20 protein-coding genes and 3 tRNA genes are annotated in these 23,497 nt (G+C 68.8%); 13 read left to right on the top strand and 10 right to left on the bottom strand.

Annotated elements, in window-relative coordinates; all coding sequences use genetic code 11:
- The first annotated feature begins 18 nt into the window (after nt 1-18).
- Both trpS and L879_RS0114795 read left to right on the top strand, forming a co-directional pair.
- Nucleotides 19-1,083: a tryptophan--tRNA ligase gene (gene trpS, locus L879_RS21800; protein WP_051435336.1), complete on the top strand. Its 1,065-nt coding sequence runs from the start codon at nt 19-21 to the stop codon at nt 1,081-1,083.
- A 219-nt stretch (nt 1,084-1,302) separates the two neighbouring features.
- The gene (locus tag L879_RS0114795; protein ID WP_027316793.1) at nt 1,303-2,994 is read left to right on the top strand and encodes a methyl-accepting chemotaxis protein; all 1,692 of its coding nucleotides are present in this window, start codon (nt 1,303-1,305) and stop codon (nt 2,992-2,994) included.
- Nucleotides 2,995-3,157: 163 nt separating this feature from the next.
- On the opposite strand, the gene L879_RS0114790 is transcribed toward L879_RS0114795, so the two are convergent.
- From L879_RS0114790 to hemC, 7 genes are all read right to left on the bottom strand, one after another.
- Nucleotides 3,158-3,232: transfer RNA gene (locus L879_RS0114790), tRNA-Gly, on the bottom strand.
- A gap of 26 nt (nt 3,233-3,258) precedes the next feature.
- Nucleotides 3,259-3,334, bottom strand: a tRNA-Ala gene (locus L879_RS0114785).
- A gap of 55 nt (nt 3,335-3,389) precedes the next feature.
- Nucleotides 3,390-3,465 (bottom strand) — tRNA-Thr (locus tag L879_RS0114780).
- Between the two features lie 82 nt (nt 3,466-3,547).
- Nucleotides 3,548-5,128: a heme biosynthesis protein HemY gene (locus L879_RS0114775; RefSeq protein WP_027316792.1), complete on the bottom strand. Its 1,581-nt coding sequence runs from the start codon at nt 5,126-5,128 to the stop codon at nt 3,548-3,550.
- Between the two features lie 15 nt (nt 5,129-5,143).
- On the bottom strand, nt 5,144-6,682 hold the full coding sequence (locus L879_RS0114770) for a COG4223 family protein (protein WP_027316791.1): 1,539 nt from the start codon (nt 6,680-6,682) through the stop codon (nt 5,144-5,146).
- Between the two features lie 183 nt (nt 6,683-6,865).
- Entirely contained in the window at nt 6,866-7,561 is a 696-nt protein-coding gene (locus L879_RS0114765) for a uroporphyrinogen-III synthase (RefSeq protein ID WP_027316790.1), read from the bottom strand.
- A complete protein-coding gene (hemC, locus tag L879_RS0114760; RefSeq protein WP_027316789.1) occupies nt 7,561-8,487 on the bottom strand; it encodes a hydroxymethylbilane synthase in 927 nt (308 codons plus the stop codon). Before hemC ends, L879_RS0114765 begins: the two co-directional genes overlap by 1 nt.
- Nucleotides 8,488-8,608: 121 nt before the next feature.
- Here hemC and tsaD point away from each other — a divergent pair, with 121 nt between their 5' ends.
- From tsaD to L879_RS0114735, 5 genes are all read left to right on the top strand, one after another.
- Entirely contained in the window at nt 8,609-9,664 is a 1,056-nt protein-coding gene (tsaD, locus tag L879_RS0114755; RefSeq protein WP_027316788.1) for a tRNA (adenosine(37)-N6)-threonylcarbamoyltransferase complex transferase subunit TsaD, read from the top strand.
- On the top strand, nt 9,661-10,659 hold the full coding sequence (locus L879_RS0114750; RefSeq protein ID WP_027316787.1) for an NAD(P)H-dependent glycerol-3-phosphate dehydrogenase: 999 nt from the start codon (nt 9,661-9,663) through the stop codon (nt 10,657-10,659). Before tsaD ends, L879_RS0114750 begins: the two co-directional genes overlap by 4 nt.
- An 11-nt stretch (nt 10,660-10,670) precedes the next feature.
- Nucleotides 10,671-11,084, top strand: coding sequence for an EVE domain-containing protein (locus L879_RS0114745; RefSeq protein ID WP_027316786.1), 414 nt, complete (start codon nt 10,671-10,673; stop codon nt 11,082-11,084).
- Between the two features lie 158 nt (nt 11,085-11,242).
- Nucleotides 11,243-13,201 (top strand): acetate--CoA ligase, encoded by a 1,959-nt coding sequence (gene acs / locus L879_RS0114740; protein WP_027316785.1) that lies wholly within the window; start codon nt 11,243-11,245, stop codon nt 13,199-13,201.
- 124 nt (nt 13,202-13,325) lie between these two features.
- Complete coding sequence (locus L879_RS0114735; protein ID WP_027316784.1) at nt 13,326-13,832, top strand: L,D-transpeptidase; 507 nt, start codon at nt 13,326-13,328, stop codon at nt 13,830-13,832.
- On the opposite strand, the gene L879_RS0114730 is transcribed toward L879_RS0114735, so the two are convergent.
- Together L879_RS0114730 and L879_RS0114725 are read right to left on the bottom strand one after the other, a co-directional pair.
- Nucleotides 13,829-15,130 carry a class I SAM-dependent methyltransferase gene (locus L879_RS0114730; RefSeq protein WP_027316783.1) on the bottom strand — a complete coding sequence of 434 codons (1,302 nt, stop codon included), beginning with the start codon at nt 15,128-15,130 and terminating at the stop codon, nt 13,829-13,831. The genes L879_RS0114735 and L879_RS0114730 overlap by 4 nt on opposite strands.
- Nucleotides 15,131-15,186: 56 nt before the next feature.
- The gene (locus L879_RS0114725; protein WP_027316782.1) at nt 15,187-15,423 is read right to left on the bottom strand and encodes a DUF1674 domain-containing protein; all 237 of its coding nucleotides are present in this window, start codon (nt 15,421-15,423) and stop codon (nt 15,187-15,189) included.
- 92 nt (nt 15,424-15,515) lie between these two features.
- Between L879_RS0114725 and htpX the strand changes: the two genes are divergently transcribed.
- From htpX to L879_RS0114695, 6 genes are all read left to right on the top strand, one after another.
- Entirely contained in the window at nt 15,516-16,451 is a 936-nt protein-coding gene (gene htpX / locus L879_RS0114720) for a zinc metalloprotease HtpX (RefSeq protein WP_027316781.1), read from the top strand.
- Between the two features lie 5 nt (nt 16,452-16,456).
- Nucleotides 16,457-17,770, top strand: a complete 1,314-nt coding sequence (gene rsmB / locus L879_RS0114715; RefSeq protein ID WP_275944464.1) for a 16S rRNA (cytosine(967)-C(5))-methyltransferase RsmB — start codon at nt 16,457-16,459, stop codon at nt 17,768-17,770.
- 95 nt (nt 17,771-17,865) lie between these two features.
- Nucleotides 17,866-19,623, top strand: coding sequence for a heparinase II/III family protein (locus L879_RS0114710; RefSeq protein WP_027316779.1), 1,758 nt, complete (start codon nt 17,866-17,868; stop codon nt 19,621-19,623).
- Entirely contained in the window at nt 19,624-19,971 is a 348-nt protein-coding gene (locus L879_RS0114705; RefSeq protein ID WP_027316778.1) for a hypothetical protein, read from the top strand.
- A 76-nt stretch (nt 19,972-20,047) separates the two neighbouring features.
- On the top strand, nt 20,048-21,640 hold the full coding sequence (gene purH, locus L879_RS0114700; protein WP_027316777.1) for a bifunctional phosphoribosylaminoimidazolecarboxamide formyltransferase/IMP cyclohydrolase: 1,593 nt from the start codon (nt 20,048-20,050) through the stop codon (nt 21,638-21,640).
- A 110-nt stretch (nt 21,641-21,750) separates the two neighbouring features.
- Entirely contained in the window at nt 21,751-22,071 is a 321-nt protein-coding gene (locus L879_RS0114695; RefSeq protein ID WP_027316776.1) for a heavy metal-binding domain-containing protein, read from the top strand.
- A 7-nt stretch (nt 22,072-22,078) separates the two neighbouring features.
- Here the strand turns inward: L879_RS0114695 and L879_RS0114690 are convergent, their stop codons facing one another.
- Nucleotides 22,079-23,458 (bottom strand): MFS transporter, encoded by a 1,380-nt coding sequence (locus L879_RS0114690; RefSeq protein ID WP_051435335.1) that lies wholly within the window; start codon nt 23,456-23,458, stop codon nt 22,079-22,081.
- Nucleotides 23,459-23,497: the final 39 nt, after the last annotated feature.

Genomic DNA, 23,497 nt, shown 5'->3' with positions numbered 1-23,497 from the left:
AAACCCTGGAGAGCCAGAATGCCCCTCGACACCGACCAGCGCCCCGTCATTCTCACAGGCGACCGGACCACCGGCCCCCTTCATCTCGGCCATTATGCCGGATCCCTCAGGAACCGCGTCGCGCTTCAGCACAGCCACCGGCAATATCTTCTGCTCGCCGATACCCAGGCGCTCACCGACAACGCCGCCGATCCCGCCAAGGTGCGCCGGAACGTGCTGGAGGTCGCGCTCGATTATCTGGCGGTCGGAATCGACCCGGCGAAGACCACCATCTGCCTGCAATCGGGACTGCCGGCGCTCGCCGAGCTGACCCTGCTCTATCTCAACTTCGTGACGGTTTCGCGCCTCGAGCGAAACCCGACCATCAAGGAGGAGATCCAGGCCCGCGGCTTCGGACGCGACATTCCGGCAGGCTTCCTGTGCTATCCGGCGGCCCAGGCGGCCGACATTACCGGCTTCAAGGCGACGGTCGTTCCCGTGGGCGAGGACCAGGCGCCCCTGATCGAGCAGACGAACGAGATCGTGCGGCGTCTCAACCGGCAGATCGGCCGCGCGGTTCTGCCCGAGGCCCGCGCCCTGATTCCATCGGTGGGACGTCTTCCCGGTGTCGACGGCAAGGGGAAGATGAGCAAGTCCCAAGGCAATGCGATCCCGCTCTCCGCGACGCCCGACGACATCCGGGATGCCGTGCGCCGTATGTATACGGACCCCAACCACCTGCGCGCCGGCGAGCCCGGGACGGTCGAGGGCAATGTCGTCTTCACCTATCTCGATGCATTCGACGAGGATCGCGCGGCCGTCGAGGCGCTCAAGGCGCATTACCGGCGCGGCGGCCTCGGCGACGCAGCCGTGAAGCGCCGCCTGGAGGACATCCTGCAGGCGCTGCTCGCGCCCATCCGCGAACGCCGCGCCGCCCTGGCGCAGGATCCGGGCTACGTGCTGGACATTGTGCGATCCGGCACGCGCGCGGCGCGGGAAAGGACACAAGCCACGCTGGATGAGGTGCGGTCCGGTCTCGGACTGCTCGCCTTCGAGAGGATTGAAGATCGGGCGTGCGCTCTTCGCGACAGCACGGCGGCCTGAGGCGCACCTTCGACGGATGCGCCGCATTCGGAATGCGAGCCTGTCATGACCGGAAGCGTCCTGACAGGCCGCAATCCTTCCCTGCAGAAAAGGCATGGTCATGGAAGCTTCGGGCAAGCACGGCGCAAGCTTCGCTCGATAGACCCCGGGAGCCTGTCAATCCGCGCGCCATGGGGGCGTGCGCCTCCCGCGGCGATGCGGGCAGGCCACACAAGAAACATGCGCTTCCTCGACAACCTCAAGCTGATCGTCAAACTAGCCATCCCAACCTTTATCTTCGTCGCCATCGCCATCGGCCTGATCGTGATCGCGGACCGCGGGCTTCAGCACCTGGCCCAGGACACGCAGGATCTCGTCGAGCAGGAAGTGGCACGGCAGGCCCTGATCCTTCAGATCAAGGCCGAAGTGAACGAGGCTTCGACCCAGGAAAAGAACCTGATCCTGTACAAGGATCCCGAGCTGATCGCGTCCGCGGGCAGAACCTACGCCCAGCAGAAGGAGCTCGTGTTCAAGCAGATCGAGCAGCTGGCGGCCCTAGCCGATAATCAGCAGCGCCAAGAAAGAGTCGCGAACCTCAAGGCTCAGGTCGAGACCTATTTCAGCTTCATGGATAAAAGCGTCGCGTTGTCGCGGTCGCACCGCATCGACGACGCCATGCAGGTGTCGAGCACGGAGGGACGCGAAGCGCGCCTCAAGCTGCGGACCATGCTGGAGGATCTGACGAAACTTACTACTGAAACGCTTCAGAGAAGAGCCAGCGATGCGGACGATCTGGCATCCGAGACCTCATGGACCCTGAAGGCTTCTTCGACCATCGGCATTCTCGTCGCCATCGCCCTGCTCGGGTCGATCGTCGTGTTCGCCGTCGTGCGTCCTCTGAACGGGATGATCGGCGCGATGGACCGTCTGGCCGGCGGCGATCTCGAGGTGGATGTCGCGGGAACCAATCGCAGGGACGAAGTCGGCAATCTGGCCCGCGCGCTGCAGGTGTTCAAGGACAACGCCATCGAGGCGCGCCGCCTCGCCACCCTGCAGGAAGCCGAGAACCAAGCCAAGATGCGCCGGGCCGAGGCGCTCGATCAGCTCACGAAGCGCTTCGACGCCACGGTCTCGGCCCTGACGCAGGGCCTGTCCTCCGCCGCCACGGAGATGGAAGCGACCGCGCAATCCATGTCGTCCGGCGCCGAGCAGGCCGTCGGCCAGCTGATCGGCGTCTCCTCCGCCGCGCAGCAGACCTCGTCCAACGTGCAGACCGTGGCGGCCGCCACGGAGGAGCTGTCCATCTCGATCCGCGAGATCTCCACCCAGGTCACCCAATCCTCGCAGATCGCCGAAAAGGCCGTCGAGGAAGCCCGGCGCACGGATGCGACGGTCCATGAGCTGGCTGCGACCGCAGGCAAGATCGGCGACGTGGTCCAGCTCATCAACACGATCGCGGGCCAGACCAACCTGCTCGCGCTCAACGCCACCATCGAGGCCGCACGCGCAGGCGAAGCCGGCAAGGGCTTCGCCGTGGTCGCGACCGAGGTGAAGGAACTGGCGAGCCAGACCGCCAAGGCGACCGAGGAGATCGCGAGCCAGATCGGTTCGGTGCAGCAGGCGACGCAGCATACGGTCGCGGCGATCCAGGAGATCGCGCGCACCATCACCGAGATGTCGCAGATCTCGACCTCGATTGCCGCCGCCATGGAGGAACAGGGCGCGGCCACCGCCGAGATCGCCCGCAATGTGCAGGAGGCAGCACGCGGCACGGAATCCGTCACGGGCAATATCGTGTCCGTGCAGCAGGCGGCCCAGGGCAACGGCGCAGCGGCCGCCCAGGTGCTGGGCGCCGCGCAGGAGCTCGCCCGCCATTCCGAGGATCTCAGCCGCGAGGTCGAGACCTTCCTTCACGGCGTCAAGGCCGCTTAAGGATCGGCCTGACTTTTCCCTCAAGGGAAGCATGCAGCTCGAAGCCAACGGAAAGCCCGGCCCCTGGCCGGGCTTTTCTTTTCCGACACGCTGAAACACCGTCAGCGAGCGCGGATGGGCCCTGAAAAGCAAAAAGCCGCCCGAAGGCGGCTTTTTTGAAAATTGGAGCGGGCGAAGGGATTCGAACCCTCGACCCCAACCTTGGCAAGGTTGTGCTCTACCCCTGAGCTACACCCGCACGCTCCGTCTCTCGTCTTGGCAGGATGGTGGAGCCAGGCGGGATCGAACCGCCGACCTCTTGCATGCCATGCAAGCGCTCTCCCAGCTGAGCTATGGCCCCCTTCCAGTCCTTCCCGTCGATGCCCGCCAGGCTGCCCTGCCGTCAAGGATGGGAATGGTGCCGCAAGAGGGATTTGAACCCCCGACCCCCTCATTACGAATGAGGTGCTCTACCAGCTGAGCTATTGCGGCATCGCAATGCTTGCGATCCGAGAGGCCGCCCTCTTACCCGCTCCCCCGCCGCTTGGCAAGGGCGGGAAGGGGCGGAATGGCCCTACCAGACCGAAAAAACGCTGCGGCGAGCGGCCGCCGCTTCCTCCTTCGGCTTCGGCACGTCCGGGGGGCTTGCCGGGAAGACCACCGGTTCGGGCAGCGGCTTGCCCGCCTGCTCCTTCACCGGTTCGCCGGGAGTGGCATCGGCCTTCGCCTCGGGCGCCGCGACGACGGGCTCCGGTTCGGACACGGGCGCCTCGCCTAGGGCAGCCTTGGGCGCGGGCATGGCAGGCAGCGGCCTCGGCTCGTCGTCGAGATCCGCCGTCACATCGTCGTGCAGGGTCAGTTCGGGTGCGATGAGCACGTCGGGCGGAGCCTGCCACACGAAGGCGTCGAGACGGCCGGTGACGGGCGAAACCGGGGCCCAGTGGTCGGAGACGACCCCGTCGGCGATCCAGGCCGGGTCGCGCGGGGCCCGGGTCGCGCGGGCGAGCCATTCGCGGCCCTTGCCCGTGGAGCCGTGCTCCGCCTGTTCCAGATCGGACATGAGGAGGCAGACCCGCATGCTCGGCCGGTCCTGAAGTAGGGGATCGAGGGCGCTTCGGGCCCGTTCGAACTCGCGCGCCTCCAGGGCGGCGCGGGCGACGGCGAGGCGTCCCTCCGGCGCGCCGCCGGAGAGCCGTATGAGGGTCTCGGCCCGTTTCAGACGGTCGAGGCCCGAATCGCCCGGGCGCAGGTTGAGATAGACATCGGCCAGGTCCGGATGGGGCAGGCTGCGCCAGGCGGCCTCCACCACCTTGGCGGCCTTGCGCAGGTCGCCCCTGCGCGACAGCAGGCGGCCCGCGACCGCCGCGGCCGGCACCAGATCCGGCGCGAGCTTCGCCGCATCCAGGGCGCTGCGCAGGGCGCCCTCCGGATCGTGGTCCACCCGCTCCAGGGCGTCCGCCGTGAGGAGAACCGCCCGGTGGCGCCTGGCGGTGGCCTTGTCGAGAAGGCCGAGGGAGGTCCGCCTCTCGATGGCTTCCAGCGCCCCGCGCCAGTCGCGATCGGCGCAGCGCGCCTCGAGAACCGCATCGCTTGCCCAGGCAGCAGCGGGGGCGAGGCGAACCGCCTCGGAGGCATATTCCTGGGCCGCGGCCCCGTCGCCCCGGCGGCGCGCCTCCACGAAGAGGCCGCGCAGGCCCAGGACGCGGGTTTCGTCCTCCTCCATCATCTGGGTGAAGGCGGCCTCGGCGGCCTCGCGGTTGCCGGAGACCTGGGCCGCCTGCGCCTTCAGGAGGAGCGTCAGCGGCTCGCGGCCGAGAAGACGTTCGGCCTCGTTGGCATAGCGGCGGGCCGCGATGGTATCGCCAGCGCCGACCGCCACCATGCCGCGGGAGACGGCCTGATAGCCCCGGGCGCGGCGGCGCGCCCGCGAGGCGAAGGTGAGGCGGGAGGGAAGGCGCAGGATTCCCGAGACCAGGGACCAGAGCAGGGCCAGGACGAGCGCCAGGCCGACCAGGGCGATGGCGGCGACCGCCACGGACATGCGGACCTCGTAGCCGCTGAAGGTGATCAGGACCGTGCCCGGCCGGTCGGCCAGCCAGACCGCGCCGAAAGCCGCGACGCAGAGAAGACCGATGAAGACGAGAGCGCGCCACATGCTGGGCTGATCCTTTTATTGCGTCGGACGGTTGAGGGTGGCGAGAGCATCGGAGCTGAGCCCCTGAGCGGCCCGGTGCGCCTCGGCGACGGCCTTGACCTGCCGGCCCCACTCCTCCGACAGACGCCGCGACGGTTCGGGCAGGGTGTCCCAGGCGGCGGCCGCCTCCACCACGTCGCCGCGCTCCAGCGCCTGCCGGATCCGGGCGACCTGAGCGGGAACGCCGGTCGCGCCCGGCTCGGTCACGGGCCTCACCGTCACCACCTTGTCCGCCATGCGCAGGAGCCGGTCCGTCCAGCTCTCGGCCGGACCGCGGCTCTCCCGCAGGATCGCCGTCTCCACGGGCTCGAAGCTCTGCGCCAGCGCCGCCGCCGTCGGGGCGCCCTGCTGGGCGAACGGCTCGAGAGGCGCCAGCCGGGCCGGATCGGCGCCAGCCTTCCTCACGCCGTCGAGCACCTCCGCATAGGGCGCTCCGCTGTTCAGGGCGTCGTTCAGGCGTCCGGCCAGGACGACACGGGTTCCGGTCTGGCTCGCCGCCTCGGCGGTCCGGGTGCTTTCGGCCGCCTGCCGGGACAGGGCGGAGAAACGCTGCTCCTGCTCGCCGATCCGGCGGTCGGCCTCCGCGAACCGGCGGCCGGTTTCCGCAAGCTGGCGGTCGAGATCCGCAATCCGCCGGTCGAGATCCTGGGCGGCTCCCGCCGCATTCGCCGCGCTCTGCGCATTGGCCCGCATCTGCTCCTCCAGGGACGAAAGCCGGCTGGAGAGGTCGGCGAGCGCGGCCTCGTTCTCGGGAGAGACCTGGGGGGCCGGGGCCTCCGGCAGGGGGCGGCTGAGGGCTTCCTGGGCCTGCGCGGCCGCCTGCCCGGCGGTGTTCTGGAGAGCCTGGAGCCGCCGGTCGAGTTCGCCTCTCGCGGTTTCGAGAGCCTGGATGCGCCCTTCCAACGCCTGGGCATTGCCTTGAGCCGGCGCGGCGGGAGCGGGCTGCCGGAGAGCGCCCACGCGCTGCTCGAGCTGGGCGAGGCGCAGCTCCACCGGCTGGGTCTGGCCCGTGGACGCCTGCCAGGCCTGCAATCCGTAGAGGGCTCCCGCTCCGATGAGGCCGCCGATCAATCCCGCCCCGATGAGGGCTCCGGCCGAACTGCGAGGCTCCGGCGCGGCCGGAGAAGGCATGGGCTTTGCCCGCCCCTCGGATGCGGACGGCTCCCGAGCGACGGCTTCCTGTTCCGTCGTCTCCCCGGACGGCAGCGTGTCGGTGCCCATGCCCGAGTCGAGGGTGGTCTCGGGGGTCGCCGTCGCCGTGACCGGGGGTTCGCTGCCGCTCGGAATGGTTTCGTCGGGCGTCCCGCCCGGCAGGGTATCCGCCGGTGCGGCTTCCGGCGCCCGCGCCTCCTCGCCGTGGATACCCTGGCCGACTTTATCCTCGACGCCGCCTTCGGGGCTGGCCCGGTTCGCGCCGTCGTCGATCACGGTGGCCTGCAGGTCGAGGGTCGCCGGCTCGCGCGCGGGCTTCCTGCGGGAGGATTTCGGGCGTCGGGGATCAGATGAATCGGTCACGGGTCACTCTTGGCGAAATCTGCAAAAAATCAGTGTGCGATGGAATTGAGGCAAGCTTGAGCGCAGGCAAGCGGCAGCCTCTTCATCCGGGCCTGGCGGCTGGGAACGGCAGGCCCGTCGAATCATGGTCGTCTCCTTTGGCAAGGATCCCTGGCGGGATCGTAACCGAAGCGGCGGCGCGGGTCATGGGAGGCTGTCGAGACACGACAGGAGCGCCTCTTCCGACGGTTCCGCAGCCTCGACGGTCGTTGCACCCAGCGCCCTCAAGGGAGCGGCGACGTCCGCCGACAGGCAGAGATGGGGGATGGCCCGGAGAGCGGAGGCCAGGCCCGCCTCCTCCGCCAGCCGGACGACGAGATCGGCGCTCCTCCGGGAATAATGGAGCGCCGCATCGATTTGGCCAGAGCGCAGGGCCTCGACGGCCATATCGGGCAGAGCCTCGACGGCCTGCGCCTCATAGGCCTCCCATTGCACGATTGTGAACCCGGCGGCGCGCAGGGAGGCTGCCGGTTCCTCCTTGTGATGGCGCGCCGTCACGTGAAGGAGCGCGATGCCCGGCCGGGCCCGGAGGCGAATCAGCCGCGACAGGGACACCGCGTCGCCATCCGCCACCGCGACCTCGGCAAATCCCGCAGCGCGCACCGCCTCGGCCGTGCGCTCGCCCACGGCGAAGACGGGCTTGCGACGGTCGAGCGCGTGCAGGGCTTCCTCCGCATGGGCGCTGGTGACGATCAGGGCGTCACAGGGATCGGCCGGGAGGGGATCGCCCGTCGGGACGATCCGGGTCACGGGCGCGAGGCATGCCTCATGTCCGAGGGCGGCGAGCTTCTGCCCCGTGCGCACGGCGTCGTCGGGAGAGCGGGTGACGAGGAACCGCATCAGATTTTCAGGAACCCGGCCGGCATGCGTGCGCGCAGCTCGCTGCCGGCGTCCCGCCCGAGAGCCGCCGCGTCGTCCGGCGCGCCGCGCCGCACCGTCTCCAGGCTCTCAGATCCGTCGGGACGCAGCACGAGGCCGCGGATTTCCAGGTCGTTGCCGATCAGCCGCGCATGCCCGGCGATCGGCGTGCGGCAGGAGCCGTCGAGAACGGTCAGGAAAGCCCGTTCGGCGGCGAGCGCCTGCGCCGTCGGCGCGTCGAGGATCGGCTGGAGCGCCGCGCGGACCCGTTCATCCGCGGCGCGGACCGCGATGGCGATGGCCCCCTGCCCGACAGCGGGCAGGAAATCCTGCGTGTCGAGAACCGCGGTCACATGATCGGTAAGCCCCAGGCGACGCAGGCCCGCCATGGCGAGAAGCGTGGCATCGACCTCGCCGCGTTCGAGCTTGGCGAGCCGCGTCTGCACGTTGCCGCGCAGGAGCGTGACCTGGAGATCCGGCCGCAGGCGGCGAATCTGCGCCTGCCGCCGCAAGGATGCGGAGCCGACCACAGCGCCCTCGGGAAGATCGGCGAGGCTCTTGAAACGGTGGCTGATGAAGGCGTCGCGCACGTCCTCCCGCGGCAGGAAGCCCGCAATGGCGATTCCCTCCGGCAGAGTCGTCGGCAGGTCCTTGGCGGAATGGACGGCGAGATCGATGGAGCCGTCGAGGAGCGCGATGTCGAGTTCCTTGGTGAAGAGCCCCTTGCCGCCCGCCTCCGAAAGGGGCCGGTCCTGAATGGCGTCGCCCGTGGTCTTGATGATCGACAGGGGCAGCTGCTCCACGGTCCAGCCATGGGCGGCGACCAGCCTGTCTTGCGTCTCGTGAGCTTGCGCGAGGGCAAGCGGACTGCCTCGCGTGCCGATGACCAGGGTCGGTGAAGAGGCCATTCTGCTCGGGTGCTCCTGTCCTGTGCGATCTGCGTTTGATCTTGTGCGGCGCGGCGGACTATAGGGGGAGGAGCGCCGGGCCGGAAGCCCGGACAACACCTTAATCGAGACAGCCAACGTCATGCGCATCCTAGGCATCGAGACCACCTGCGACGAAACCGCGGCCGCCGTGGTGGGCGTCGGCTTCGACGGGCGGGGCGAGATTCTCTCCAACGAGGTCCTGAGCCAGATCGCCGAGCACGCCCGTTACGGCGGCGTGGTGCCGGAGATCGCGGCCCGCGCCCATGTGGAGGTGATCGACCGTCTCGTGGCCCGCGCGCTGAAGAACGCGGGCTGCTCCGTGAAGGACATCGACGGGATCGCGGTGGCGGCGGGCCCGGGACTCATCGGCGGCGTGCTGGTGGGGCTGACCACCGCCAAGGCCATCGCGCTCGTGACCCGCAAGCCCCTGATGGCAGTGAACCATCTCGAGGCCCATGCGCTGACCGCGCGGCTCACCGACGGCATCGGCTTTCCCTATCTCCTCCTGCTCGCCTCCGGCGGCCATACCCAGCTCGTGGCGGTGCGCGGCGTGGGCGACTACGTGCGGCTGGGCACCACCATCGACGATGCCATCGGCGAGGCTTTCGACAAGGTCGCCAAGATGCTGGGCTTAGCGTATCCCGGCGGCCCGCACGTGGAGCGCGAGGCGGCCAAGGGCAACCCGGAGCGCTTCGCCCTGCCGCGCCCCCTGCAGGGCCGGCCGGAACCGAATTTCTCGCTCTCGGGCCTCAAGACAGCCGTGCGGATCGAGGCGGAGAAGATCGCGCCGCTGACGGCGAGCGACGTTTGCGACCTCTGCGCGAGCTTCCAGGCCGCCATCGTGGATGTGGTGGTGGACCGCACCCGCGTGGGCCTGCGGGCCTTCCGCGAGATCGCGGGCCATCCGACCGCGCTGGTGGTGGCCGGCGGCGTCGCCGCCAACCAGGCCATGCGCCAGGCGCTCCAGCGTCTCGCCGTCGAGGCCGGGCTCAAGCTCGTCGCGCCGCCGGTGGCGCTGTGCGGCGACAACGGCGCGATGATCGCCTGGGCGGGCCTGGAGCGGATGCGCCTCGGCCTCATCGACGACATCGGCGCCCCGGCCCGCGCCCGCTGGCCCCTGGACACGAGCCGCGACGAGGCGGGAGCGAAGGCGTGACCACCCAGCCGTCCGGACCGATCGGCATCGCCGGAGCCGGAGCCTGGGGGACGGCGCTCGCCAACGCCGCCGCGACGGCCGGCAACGACGTGGTGCTCTGGATGCGCTCGCCCGAGCAGGCGAAGGCGCTGGCGCAAACGCGCACCAACGCGCGCTTCCTGCCCGGCGTCCCGCTGCACGGGCGCATCCGCGTCACCGCCGCTCTCGGCGATCTGGCCTCCTCCCGCGCCGTCCTGCTCGTCACGCCCGCGCAGACCACGCGGGAGATGACGGCGGCGCTCTCCTCCGTGCTGCCTCCCGGGACGCCGCTCGTGCTCTGCGCCAAGGGCATCGAGCGCAAGAGCAAGGCGTTTCTCTGCGACGTGGTGGAGGGCGTGCGCCCCGGCTCGCCCGTGGCCGTGCTGTCAGGACCGAGTTTCGCCGACGACGTGGCGCGGGGCCTGCCCACCGCCGTGACGCTCGCCTGCGGGGATGCGGCGCTCGCCGAGGAGCTCGCGACCGCTTTGTCCGGCCCGACCTTTCGCGTCTATCACGGCCAGGACCTGCGCGGCGTCGAGATCGGCGGCGCGGCCAAGAACGTGCTGGCCATCGCCTGCGGCGCGGTGGCGGGCAAGGGCCTCGGCGAGAGCGCCAAGGCCGCCCTGATCGCGCGCGGCTTCGCCGAGCTCCTGCGCTTCGCCCGCGCCTATGGCGGCAAGGCGGAAACCCTGATGGGGCTCTCGGGGCTGGGCGATCTCGTGCTCACCTGCTCCTCGGCCCATTCCCGCAACTTCGCCTTCGGCCAGCGCCTGGGCCAGGGCATGAGCGTCGCGGAGGCTGCCGGCGGCAAGCTGGTGGAGGGAGCCGCCACCGCGAGCGCCCTGGTGGCCCTGGCCCGCGCGAAGCATGTCGACATGCCGATCGCGGAAGCCGTCGACCGGATCCTTTCCGGCGCATGGACCCTCGATGAGGCGGTCGATGCGCTCATGAACCGTCCCATCAAATCCGAGCATTGAGCAAGAAACCGATGGCCAAGTGGCTCTACAAGTCAGAACCCTCCGTGTGGTCCTGGGACCAGCAGGTCGAAGCGGGCGCGAAGGGCACCCATTGGAACGGCGTGCGCAACCATGTCGCCAAGCAGAACCTGATGGCGATGAAATTGGGCGAGCAGGGCTTCTTCTATCATTCCAACGAGGGCAAGGCCGTTGTCGGCATCGTCGAGGTGATCCGGGAATACTACCCCGACCACACGGATGAGAGCGGCAAGTTCGGCATGGTGGACGTCAAAGCCGTCAAGGCTTTCCCGAAACCCGTCACGCTCGAGGAGATCAAGAAGCAGCCGGGCCTCGAAAAGATGATTCTCGTCAACAATTCCCGCCTCTCCGTGCAGCCGGTGACGGACGAGGAATGGGCCATCGTGTGCCGGATGGGCGGGTTGTAGGCTTCCCCTGTCGGCCCGGGATGGGAGGAGGACACAGGCCGGTCGACACCCAAAAGTAGCAAAGACCAAAGTCCGATCGCCGTCCCGCTTGCCCGACCCCTCTCTCTTTCCGTAAACCTAGCGCTAACTTGATCTAAGATGCGTTCGGGAGAAGCGCCATGGAAGAGAAGATCTACGACGTGCCGTCGGAGTGGAAGCACCGCGCCTATCTGGACGACGCGGGCTACCGCGCGAAATACGAGGCTTCCGTCAAGAACCCGGAGGCCTTCTGGGCCGAGGAAGCCAAGCGCATCCACTGGTTCAAGCCGCCGACCCGGATCAAGAACACGAATTTCGGCCCCGAGAACGTCTCGATCCGCTGGTTCGAGGACGGCGTCACCAACGTGGCCTATAACTGCATCGACCGGCACCTCCACACCCGCGGCGACCAGGTCGCCATCATCTGGGAAGGCGACAACCCGTCCGAGTCGAAGAAGATCACCTACCGCGAGCTTCACGCGGAAGTGAACCGCATGGCAAACATCATGCGCAACCGGGGCGTCGGCAAGGGAGACCGGGTCACGATCTACATGCCCATGATCCCGGAAGCGGCCTATGCGATGCTGGCCTGCGCCCGGCTCGGAGCCATCCATTCCGTGGTGTTCGGCGGCTTCTCGCCGGATTCGCTCGCCAGCCGCATCCAGGACGCCAAGTCCGCCTTCGTCATCACCGCCGACGAGGGCCTGCGCGGCGGCCGCAAGGTGCCGCTCAAGGTGAACGTGGACGCGGCCATCGAGACCGTCGGTCCCGGCGTGGTGGACCACGTGCTCGTCGTGCGCCGCACGGGCGGCGCCGTGAACATGGTGCCGGGCCGCGACGTCTATTACGACGAGGCGGCCAAGCTCGTCTCCGACGATTGCCCCTATGAGGAGATGAACGCGGAGGATCCGCTGTTCATCCTCTACACCTCCGGGTCCACCGGCACCCCGAAGGGCGTGCTGCACACCACCGGCGGCTATCTCGTCTACGCGGCGATGACGCACAATTACGTGTTCGACTACCACGACGGCGACATCTACTGGTGCACCGCCGACGTGGGCTGGGTGACGGGCCATTCCTACATCGTCTACGGCCCGCTCGCGAACGGCGCGACGACGCTGATGTTCGAGGGCGTGCCGACCTATCCCACCATCTCCCGCTTCTGGGACGTGATCGACAAGCACCAGGTCAACATCTTCTACACCGCCCCGACCGCCATCCGCTCCCTCATGCAGGCGGGCGAGGAGCCGGTGAAGAAGACCTCACGCAAGTCGCTTCGCCTGCTGGGCTCGGTCGGCGAGCCGATCAATCCGGAAGCCTGGGAATGGTACCATCGCGTGGTCGGCGACGGCCGCTGCCCGATCGTCGACACCTGGTGGCAGACGGAGACCGGCGGCATTCTCATCACGCCGCTGCCCGGCGCCACGAAGCTGAAGCCCGGCTCCGCGACGCGGCCCTTCTTCGGCGTGAAGCCGCAGGTCGTGGATGCGGAAGGCAAGGTGCTGGAGGGCGCCTGCGAGGGCAATCTGGTGATCGCCGATTCCTGGCCGGGCCAGATGCGCACGGTCTACGGCGACCACGAGCGCTTCGTGCAGACCTACTTCTCCACCTATCCGGGCAAGTACTTCACCGGCGACGGCTGCCGCCGCGACGCGGACGGCTATTACTGGATCACCGGCCGCGTGGACGACGTGATCAACGTCTCCGGCCACCGCATGGGCACGGCGGAAGTGGAATCCGCTCTCGTCGCCCATCCGAAGGTGTCGGAAGCCGCCGTGGTCGGCTACCCGCACGACATCAAGGGCCAGGGCATCTACGCCTATGTCACCCTGATGGCGGGCGAGCAGCCCTCCGAGGATCTGCGCAAGGAGCTGGTGGCCTGGGTGCGCAAGGAGATCGGCCCCATCGCCTCCCCGGACCTGATCCAGTTCGCGCCGGGCCTGCCCAAGACCCGCTCCGGCAAGATCATGCGCCGCATCCTGCGCAAGATCGCCGAGGACGAGTTCGGCTCGCTGGGCGATACCTCGACGCTGGCCGACCCCACCGTGGTCGACGACCTGATCACCAACCGCCAGAACAAGCGCACGAAGGCGGCTTGATCCGGCAGACGCGCCATCCCGGCGCCGCTCACGCGGCCCCGGGATGGCGGTCCTAAACCTGACGGAACCGTAGCCTTATCTCTCGCGTCTCACCCTCACCCGTTCTCGCAGGAGGGTTCGAGACATGAGCATCCGCGCAGCCTTCACACTGGCCGCCATCGTCGGCATCGCCGTCACCGCCACATCGGCCTCCGCACGCGAGGTCGTGCCGTTCGAGGCGCGGATCGCGCCCGGCACCGTGGTCATCAGGACGGGCGAGAGGCGGCTCTATTACGTGCGGGGCGACGGGACCGCCCTGCGCTACCGGGTGGCGGTGGGCAAGCCCGGCAAGCAATGGTTCGGCGAGGCGCGGATCGACGGAAAATACGTACGCCCCGCCTGGTCTCCGCCTGCCGAGGTGAAGCGCGACAACCCGCGCCTGCCCGATGTGATCCCCGGCGGCGCGCCGAACAATCCCATGGGCGCGCGGGCGCTCACCCTCGACCTCGACGAATACGCGATCCACGGCACCAACCGCCCGAGCTCCATCGGCACCTTCGCGTCCTACGGCTGCATTCGCATGCTCAACGAGGACATCGTCCATCTCTACGATCAGGTGAGCGTGGGCACGCGGGTCGTGGTGACGCCTTAAACGTACAGATCCGCCCGCGTCGGCGGTAGCCCTGACGGCCCGCGCGTGCGCTTGGAGGCGAGCGTCTGGTTCACGCCCACCGCCGCGCGCTCGAAGGCCAGCGAGCAGCCGGCGAGATAGAGAAGCCACATGCGGGTCTTCTCCGGCCCGACAAGGGCCTCCGCCTCCTTCCGGCGGGCATTGAGCTTCTCCCACCACAGGCGCGTGGTGCGCTGGTAATGCTCGCGCCAAGCCTCCACGTCGTGCACCTCGAAGCCGTGGCGCTCCAGGTTGGCGACGGACATGCCTAAGTGATCGAGCTCGCCCCCGGGGAAGATGTAGCGGGTGAGCGCCCTGTATTCGGGCTTGAGCTTCTGGAACGCCCTGTCGCTGCGCTTGGCGCGGCGGGCGATAGTGTGGTGGAGATAGAGCCCGCGCGGCCTGAGCAGGCGGTGCACGGCGCTGAAATAGGACGGGTAATTGGCGATCCCCACATGCTCGAACATGCCGATGGAGGAGATCTTGTCGAACTCTCCCTCCATCACGGTGAAGTCCTTCACGAGAACCTCGACCCGGTCCTGCAGGCCCAGTCGCGCGATCTTCTCGCGGGCGAGCTTCGCCTGCTCCTCGGCGAGGGTCACGCCCGTGGCCTTCACTCCGTAATGCTGCGCCGCGTGGCAGATGAGGGCGCCCCAGCCGCAGCCGATGTCGAGGAAGCGCTCGCCGGGCTTGAGCCGCAGCTTGCGGCAGATCATGTCGAGCTTGTCGGCCTGCGCGCGGGCGATGTCGTCGTGCCAGTCCGGCTGAAAGTAGGCGCAGGTATAGACCATCTCCGGATCGAGGAAGAGCCGGTAGAACTCGTTCGACACGTCGTAATGGTAGGCGACGTTGCGCTTGTTGGTCTGGGGCTTCCCGTCCCGGGCGTCCGGGTTCTCCCCGACCCGGGCGAGCGGGCGCGGCATGGCCGAGGGCGCGCGCAGGAAGTGATAGGCCGCCTTCAGCGCCTTGAGCTTGCTCACCGCCTTCAGGCGCCTGCCGACCTTGCCGCGCGGGCGCTGGTCGGCGAGGTCGAAGATGGTGCCGTTCTTGAGGTCCAGAAGCCCGGCCACATAGGCGTTCAGGGCCGTGTCGAGGGTCGGGCGGCGCAGGAGGGCGGCGATGACGCTCTCGCGCCTGATCACGAGCCGCATGGCATAGGAGGGCAGGTCGGCCGGGATCGTCGAACCGTCCCACAGCTCGAAGCCGAACTGCAGATCGAGCGCCCGATGCGCATCGCCGAGAAGATCCCGAAAAAGCTCCAGCCGTGCCGCCCCGCTCATGCCGCTCTCCTGTTCGGGACGTGAGACTAAGCGGGGCGTCTGTGAGACACAATTACTTAAAAGTCGCTCGCCAGGCCTTTTACCTCCCAATCTTCGTAGCGGACCGGCTCCAGGCCGCCACGGCCCTGGAGCTCCTTCTGCCGGGCGAGCTCCGCCGCGCGGGCATCGATGGACAGGCGGCGGCTGGCCGCCTCCTCCAGCGCCCGCTGCGCGGCGGGGGACAGGATCTTGCCGGGAGCCGCGCCTTCGACGGGGCGGTCCGGGGTGGCTTCGGGGGTGTCGTTCGTGCTCATGCGCGCCTTATGCCCTCTTGGGAGGGAGCTGAACCATTCCCACATACGGAACGATCGATGAATGTCATGCTGACCACGAGGTGGAGCTCCCGATGAACACCGTCAAGACCGGAATGCTGCTGGCGGGCCTGATGGCCCTTTTCGGCGTCGTCGGCTATTTCCTCGGCGGCGGAACCGGCATGACGATCGCGCTGGGCCTCGGCCTGGCGACCAACCTCTTCGCCTATTGGAACTCGGACCGGCTGGCGCTCGCCGCCCACCACGCCGTGGAGGTGGACGAGAGCACCGCGCCCGAGCTCGTCTCCATGGTCCGCGACCTCGCGCAGCGGGCGGGCCTGCCCATGCCGCGGGTCTATCTCATCGACAATCCTCAGCCCAATGCCTTCGCCACCGGGCGCAACCCGGAGAAAGCGGCGGTGGCCGCCACCACGGGCCTGCTCCACATGCTCTCCCGCGACGAGGTCGCGGGCGTGATGGCGCACGAGCTCGCCCATATCAAGAACCGCGACACCCTCATCATGACGGTGAGCGCGACCGTCGCGGGCGCCATCGCGACGCTCGCCCAGTTCGGCTTTCTCTTCGGCGGGCGCGGCGACGACCGGCCGAACCCCATCGTGATGCTGGCGACCGCCCTGCTCGCCCCGATCGCCGCCATGATCATCCAGATGGCGATCAGCCGCTCGCGGGAATACGACGCCGACCGGATGGGCGCCATGATCTGCGGCCAGCCGCTCTCCCTCGCCTCGGCGCTCGCGCGGATCGCGGGCGGCGTGGCGCAGATTCCCAACATGGATGCGGAGCGCCATCCGGCCTCGGCCTCGCTCTTCATCGTCAACCCGCTCTCGGGCCAGGGCGTGGACAACCTGTTCTCTACCCATCCCGCGACCGAAAACCGGATTGCGGCGCTCCACGCTTTGGCGCAGGAGATGGGGGCGGCGCAGCAGCCCGGCTTCGTCGCGCAGAGTTCATCGAGTCCATGGGGCCCCGCAGGGGGCTCGACCGGCACCCGCCGCGGGCCTTGGGGTTAAGCATTTTGAATCAATCGGACGAACAGACGGGCCTCGGCTCCCGCCGTCTGGCCTGGATGGCGGTGACGGAGACCCTGAAGCGGCGCATGCCGCTCGACGACGTGCTGGACGAGCTTTTCCGCGCGGAGAGCCTCTCCGCCCGCGACGAGGCGCTCGCCCGCGCCATCGCCATCGTCACCTTCCGGCGGCTCGGCACTCTGGGGCATGCCCTGCGCTCGCGCCTCAACAAGCCGCCGAAGGACGAGCGGCTGATGCACCTGCTCGCCGTCGGCGCGGCGCAGATCCTGTTCCTCGACGTGCCGGACCATGCCGCCGTCGACAGCGCGGTCGAGCTCGCGCAGGGCGATCCCAAGCTTCATCACGCGGGGGGCTTCATCAACGCCGTCCTGCGCCGTGTCGCCCGCGAGCGCGACGCGATCCTGGCCGAATCCGACCCCTGGCTCGACACTCCCACCTGGCTGGAGGAGCGCTGGATCGCGCAATACGGCGAGGACCTCGCCGCAAGAATCGCCGAGGCGCACCGCTCGCTTCCCTCCATCGACCTGACCGTGAAGGGCGATCCGGCGGCCTGGGCCGAGCGCCTGCACGGCACGCTCCTGCCCACCGGCAGCATCCGCCTCGTCGAGCGCACGGCGATCCGCGAGCTTCCCGGCTTCGAGGAGGGGCAATGGTGGGTGCAGGACGCCGCCGCCGCCCTGCCCGCCCGCCTGCTCGGCCCCAAGCCCGGCGAGCGCATCGCGGATCTGTGCGCCGCCCCCGGCGGCAAGACGGCCCAGCTCGCGGCGGCCGGAGCCCAGGTGCTGGCCGTGGACCGTTCGGCCAAGCGCCTCCAGCGGCTTCAGGAAAACCTCGCCCGCCTGAACCTGACGGCCGAGACCCGCGCCATCGACGCGGAAAAGCTCGACGCGCCGCCCTTCGACGCGATCCTGCTCGACGCTCCCTGCTCGGCCACCGGCACCATCCGGCGTCATCCGGACGTGGCCTGGACCAAGAGCGAGGAGGATATCCGCAAGCTTTCGGGCCTCCAGAGCCGCCTCCTCGACAAGGCGGCGAGCCTGCTCAAACCCGGCGGGCGGCTGGTCTATTGCACCTGCTCGCTGGAGGCCGAGGAAGGGGGGCGTCAGGCGGAGGCTTTCCTCGCCCGCCATCCCGCCTTCACCCGCCTGCCCGTCACGCCCGACGAGATCGGCGGCCTGGCCGACTGCATCACCCCGCAGGGAGATGTGCGGACCCTGCCGTGCCATGAGGTGCTCGCGGATCACGAGCGCAGCGGTCTCGACGGCTTCTTTGTCGCACGGTTTATGCACAATGCATCGTGACGATGGTGAATCGTCCCTTACCCGATGTTAACCAGTCAGCAGGAACTCCTCTTCTAAGTTGGCAGGGTTTTAGCGGAACAAGGGGAGCCCTACGGGTGGATTTCGGGCCGGATCGCTGGCGTCTGTACGGGCTTGCCGTTCGCGAGGCAGGCCGCGCCATGCGCGAAAGCACGGTCGGGGTCCTGTCCAGGCTCTCCGGCGCTCCCATGCCCACGCGGCTGCTCTTCGCGCCCCAGGACCTGCGCACCGCCGATCCCACCGTCGCGACCGACATCTATTCCGGCTTCTTCGCCTTTTCCGGCCGCGCCATCACCACGGGCGGACGCTCGCCCTTCGCCTTCGCGCCGCCAAGCCGCGCCTGGGGCGAGGCGCTCTACGGCTTCGGCTGGCTGAGGCACCTGCGGGCCGCCGGCACGGCGCTCGCCCAGGCCAATGCCCGCTCCCTGGTCGACGAATTCGTCACCTCCCGGCTCGGCGACAGGCGCATCGCCTGCAGCCCCGAGGTCACGGCGCGCCGGCTCATGTCCTTCATCAGCCAGTCGCCGCTGATCCTGGAAGGGGCGGACCACGCCTTCTACCAACGCTTCCTGAAGCTCATCGGGCAGCACGTGAGCAGCCTCGAGCGGCAGGTCCGCTCCGGCGCCCTGCCCTACCAGCAGCTCATGGCGGCCATCGCGCTCTGCTATGCGGGCCTGTGCTGCGAGGGCCTCGACCGGAACCTGAAGCGCGCGAGCCGCCTGCTCGCCCGCGAGCTCGACCGCCAGATCCTGGCCGACGGGGGCCATGCGAGCCGCAACCCGCGGATCATCGTCGAGCTGCTGTTCGATCTCCTGCCCCTGCGCCAGATGTTCGCCAGCCGCGAGGTCGACACCCCCGAGGCGCTTTTACGCTCCATCGACCGGATCCTGCCCATGGTGCGCCTGTTCCGGCACGGGGACGGGACCCTCTCCCATTTCAACGGCATGGGCGTGACGGCGGCCGATCATCTGGCGACGCTGCTCACCTATGACGACATGCGCAGCCAGGCGATACACCACGCGCCGCATTCGGGCTACGAGCGGCTGGAAGCCGGGCGCACCCTGGTGGTGGCCGATGTGGGCGCGCCGCCGCCGCGCCCCCTCTCCCAGGAAGCGGGCGCGGGCTGCCTGTCCTTCGAGTTCTCGAGCGCCGCGCAGCGCATCGTGGTCAATTGCGGCATGCCCCAGATCGCAGGCGATGCGATCATTCAGGCCTCGCGCTCCACGGTGGCGCATTCCACCGCCTCCATCGACGACGTGTCGTCCTGCCAGATCGTCGACAAGAAGGGGAACTGGCTGGAGCGCCGGATCTCCGCCTGGCTCCTGCGCCGGGTCGGCCCCGTCGTGCTCAGCGGCCCCGAAAAGGTGACGGCGGAGCGCGGCGAGCGCGAGCACGTGCAGATCCTCGGCGCCAGCCACGACGGCTACAAGGCCCGCTTCGGCATCGTCCACGAACGGCGCTGGCTGCTCGCGCCCAAGGGCAACGTGCTGGAGGGCGAGGACACGTTCCTGAGCGAGGGCGGCCAGAGCGCGAGGGCGCAGGCCATCATCCGCTTCCACCTCGCGCCCGGCATCAAGGCGAGCCGCGCACAGGGAGGCCGCGTGGTCATGCTGGTCCTGCCCAACCGGGAAGCCTGGCAGTTCTCGGCGACCCCGGTCGAGGCGGAGCTGGAGGACAGCGTCTTTCTCGCCACCGCCGACGGCATGCGCCGCACGGAACAGATCGTGCTCACCGTCCGCCCGGGCGAGACGCCCACGGTCCGCTGGCGCTTCGAGCGGATGGCGCGCACCTTCAGCGCGGAGCAGCAGCAAGAGCAGACGCCAGAGCTGATTTGAGTGCGCATCAGGATCCCGACGAAAATCGAGCTTGTGATCCAGGGCTTCATCGGAGCCTTGCTGGTTCTGATGCTGGTGGACGTATTCCAGGCGCTCGACGCCACAGCATGCACCGATCCCCAACCCAGTCAGAACTGTTACCCGTGGGGCGGGACCGAAGGTCCTTCAGGAGGAAGCTGGAGTTACAGCAGCAAGGCCCATTATCTGACCGCAAGCGGGGTGGGAATATTCGTTCTCACGATAGCGGCCTTGGCACCCTTCTTCGTGCGAAACCGACGGGGCAGTTTGATCACGCTGATCGGACTCCCGGTGCTGGGACGCATTGCTGCCTGGCTAGGGATAGGGTAATCGCCCTTTCCGGTTCCCATCCGCACCCCATCGTGCTATCGCGCCCGCATTCTTACCCCTTCATGGAGCGGCCGCCATGCCGAGCGATCTGAAGCGCGTGTCCCGTGCTCTGCTTTCCGTATCCGACAAGACCGGTCTCGTGGATTTCGCCCGGGCTTTGTCCGAGCGGGGCATCGAGCTGGTCTCCACCGGCGGCACGCACAAGGCGCTGAGCGAGGCGGGGCTGGCGGTGAAGGACGTGAGCGAGCTCACGGGATTCCCCGAGATGATGGACGGGCGGGTGAAGACGCTGCATCCGGCGGTCCACGGGGGCCTGCTCGGCATCCGTGAGAACCCCGAGCATCAGGCGGCCATGCTCGCCCACGGCATCCAGCCCATCGATCTCCTGGTGGTGAACCTCTATCCCTTCGAGGCCACGGTCGCGGCGGGCAAGCCTTACGACGACTGCATCGAGAACATCGACATCGGCGGGCCCGCCATGATCCGCGCGGCGGCCAAGAACCACGGCGACGTGGCCGTGGTGGTCGACGGGGCCGATTACGCCGCCGTCCTGGCGGATCTCGCCGCACATGACGGCTCGGTCACCTACACCCTGCGCCGCCGCCTCGCCCAGAAGGCCTATGCCCGCACCGCCGCCTACGACGCCGCCATCTCCAACTGGTTCGCGAACGAGATCGGAGAGGCGACACCTCCCTTCCGCGCGCTCGGCGGCTCCCTGGTCGAGGTCATGCGCTACGGCGAGAACCCGCACCAGAGCGCCGCGTTCTACCGCAGCCCCGAGCAGCGCCCCGGCGTCGCCACGGCGCGGCAGGTGCAGGGCAAGCAGCTCTCCTACAACAACATCAACGACACGGATGCGGCCTATGAGGCCGTGGCGGAATTCGCGCCCGAACGCTCCGCGGCCGTCGTGATCGTCAAGCACGCCAATCCCTGCGGCGTCGCGGAAGGCGCGTCCTTGCGCGACGCCTACGAGAAGGCGCTCCGCTGCGATCCGGTCTCGGCCTTCGGCGGCATCGTCGCCATGAACCGGCCGCTCGATGCGGAAGCGGCGAAGGCCATCACCGAGATCTTCACCGAGGTCATCATCGCGCCCGACGCGAGCGCGGAAGCGATCGCCATCGTCGCCGCCAAGAGGAACCTGCGCCTGCTTCTCGCCGGTGCCCTGCCCGATCCGCGCCAGCCTGGCCTGACGCTGCGCACGGTGGCGGGCGGCTTCCTGGCGCAATCGCGCGACAACGCGGTGGTCGACGCCATGGACCTGAAGGTCGTCACGAAGCGCGCGCCGACGGAGCGCGAGCTCGCCGATCTCCGCTTCGCCTTCCGCGTCGCCAAGCACGTGAAGTCGAACGCCATCGTCTATGCCAGGGACCTCGCCACCGTGGGCATCGGCGCGGGCCAGATGAGCCGCGTCGATTCCTCGCGCATCGCCGCCTGGAAGGCCGCCGAGGCGGCAAAGGCCGCGGGGTTGCCTGAGACCCTCGCCAAGGGCTCGGTAGTCGCCTCCGACGCCTTCTTCCCCTTCGCGGACGGCCTGCTCGCCGCAGCGGAGGCCGGCGCCACCGCCGTGATCCAGCCCGGCGGCTCCATGCGCGACGACGAGGTGATCAAGGCCGCCGACGAGGCGGGCCTCGCCATGGTGTTCACGGGACACCGGCATTTCAGGCATTGACCGCAATGCCTTCGTCCCTCCCCCTCGCGGGGAGGGATATGCGCCCGACACCTCCATGATGACATTTCTCCTGTCCTTCCCCATCTGAAGCGGAGCGGAAGGAGACGCGCATGATCATCACCACCACGCCCACCATCGAAGGCCGCCGCATCGGTTCCTATCGCGGCATCGTTTCGGGGGAGGCCATTCTCGGCGCGAACGTGTTCCGCGATTTCTTCGCCTCCATCCGCGACGTGGTGGGCGGCCGCGCGGGGTCCTACGAGCGCGTTCTGCGCGACGGGCGCGACACGGCCCTGCAGGAGATGATCGAGGAGGCCCAGCGCCTCGGCGCGCACGCCATCGTCGGCGTCCACCTGGATTACGGCGCGCTCGGCAAGAACGAGGGCATGATGATGGTGTCGGTCAGCGGCACGGCGGTGACGCTGGAATGAGCCGCGCTCACACGCGCTTGACGCCGCTGAGCAGCCAGAAGCCGGCGAGCAGGAACAGGATCAGCACCGCAGGTCCCGCGGCCTGCGTCTGGAAGATCGCGGTGGCGACGGCGACGGCGAGCGGGGCGAGGAAGGACGTGACCTTGCCCGACAGCGCGAGCAGCCCGAAATAGCGCCCCGCCTCGCGCGCCGGAACGAGCCGCGCGAGCAGGCTGCGGGAGGAGGCCTGCAGCGGCCCCGCGACCGAGCCGATGACGAGACCGAGCAGGACGAACATCCTTTCGGACGCAGAGCCGTAGATTCCGTCGGCGGGCACGGGCGGCGCGGTCGACACCACGAAGAGGATGTGCTCGCGCCCGAGCGAAAGCACGCCGAGGCAGACGAGCGCGAGGACGAGGATCGCCCCGAGGATCACGGGCTTCGCGCCGAAGCGGTCGTCGAGCCGCCCGCCGATCAACGCGCCGAGCGTGCCGGTGACGGTCAGCAGAATGCCGAAGACGCCGAGCTCGACCGCCTGCCATCCGAACACGCCCGCCCCATAGATGCCGCCGAAGGCGAAGAGCGCCACGAGCGCGTCCTGATAGACCATGTTGGCGAGAAGGAAGCGGCCGACGCTCTCGTGCCGCCGCGCATCGGCGACGGTCTTCCTGATCTGCAGCACGCCCTGCCGCGCCGCTTCCTTCAGGCCCATGGCGGAGCGAGGAATATCGGGCGTGAAGAGAAAGAGCGGCAGCACGAAGATGAGGAACCACACGGCCGAGAACGGTCCCGTGATGCGGTCGCCCTCACGGGTTGCCGGATCGAGCCCGAAGAGCGGGGCGAAGCCGAGGACTGTCTTGCCGCTGCCCGCATCGGCCGCGAGGAAGCCCAGCACGATCACGAGCGAGACGAGGCCGCCGCAATAGCCCATCGCCCAGCCGGTGCCCGAGAGGCGGCCGTAACGCTCCGGCGGGACGAGATGCGGGATCATGGCGTTGTTGAACACCGCCGCGACCTCCACCGCCACCGTGCCGAAGGCGAAGGCCATGAGCGCAATGGCGATGGCGTGCGGCTCACCGGGCGCGGCATACCACAGCGCGAGGGAGGCCACGAAGAGGACGAGGCCGCAGGCGGCGATCCAGGGTTTCTTGGGACCTGTGGCATCGGCGATGGAGCCGAGCACCGGCGAGAGAAACGCGAGCACGAAGCCCGCCGCCGCCGTGGCATAGCCCCACAGGCTTTGCCCGCTCACCGCATCGGGAGCCAGCGCCGAGGCGAAGTACGGCGCGAAGACGAAGGTGGTGACGAGGGTGAAGAAGGGCTGGCAGGCCCAGTCGAACAGGAGCCAACCGACAATCGCGGAACGCGAAGCCTTCCCGGAAGGCGCGAGGGGATCGATGTGTTTCACCGATTCCCCTCGTAGTCTTGGCACGGGTTCGTGTCCAGA

The sequence above is a fragment of the Microvirga flocculans ATCC BAA-817 genome (assembly GCF_000518665.1).
Lineage (GTDB): Bacteria > Pseudomonadota > Alphaproteobacteria > Rhizobiales > Beijerinckiaceae > Microvirga > Microvirga flocculans.
The sequence above is the reverse complement of the archived record's forward strand: the minus strand, read 5'-3'. Positions and strand labels throughout refer to the sequence as shown.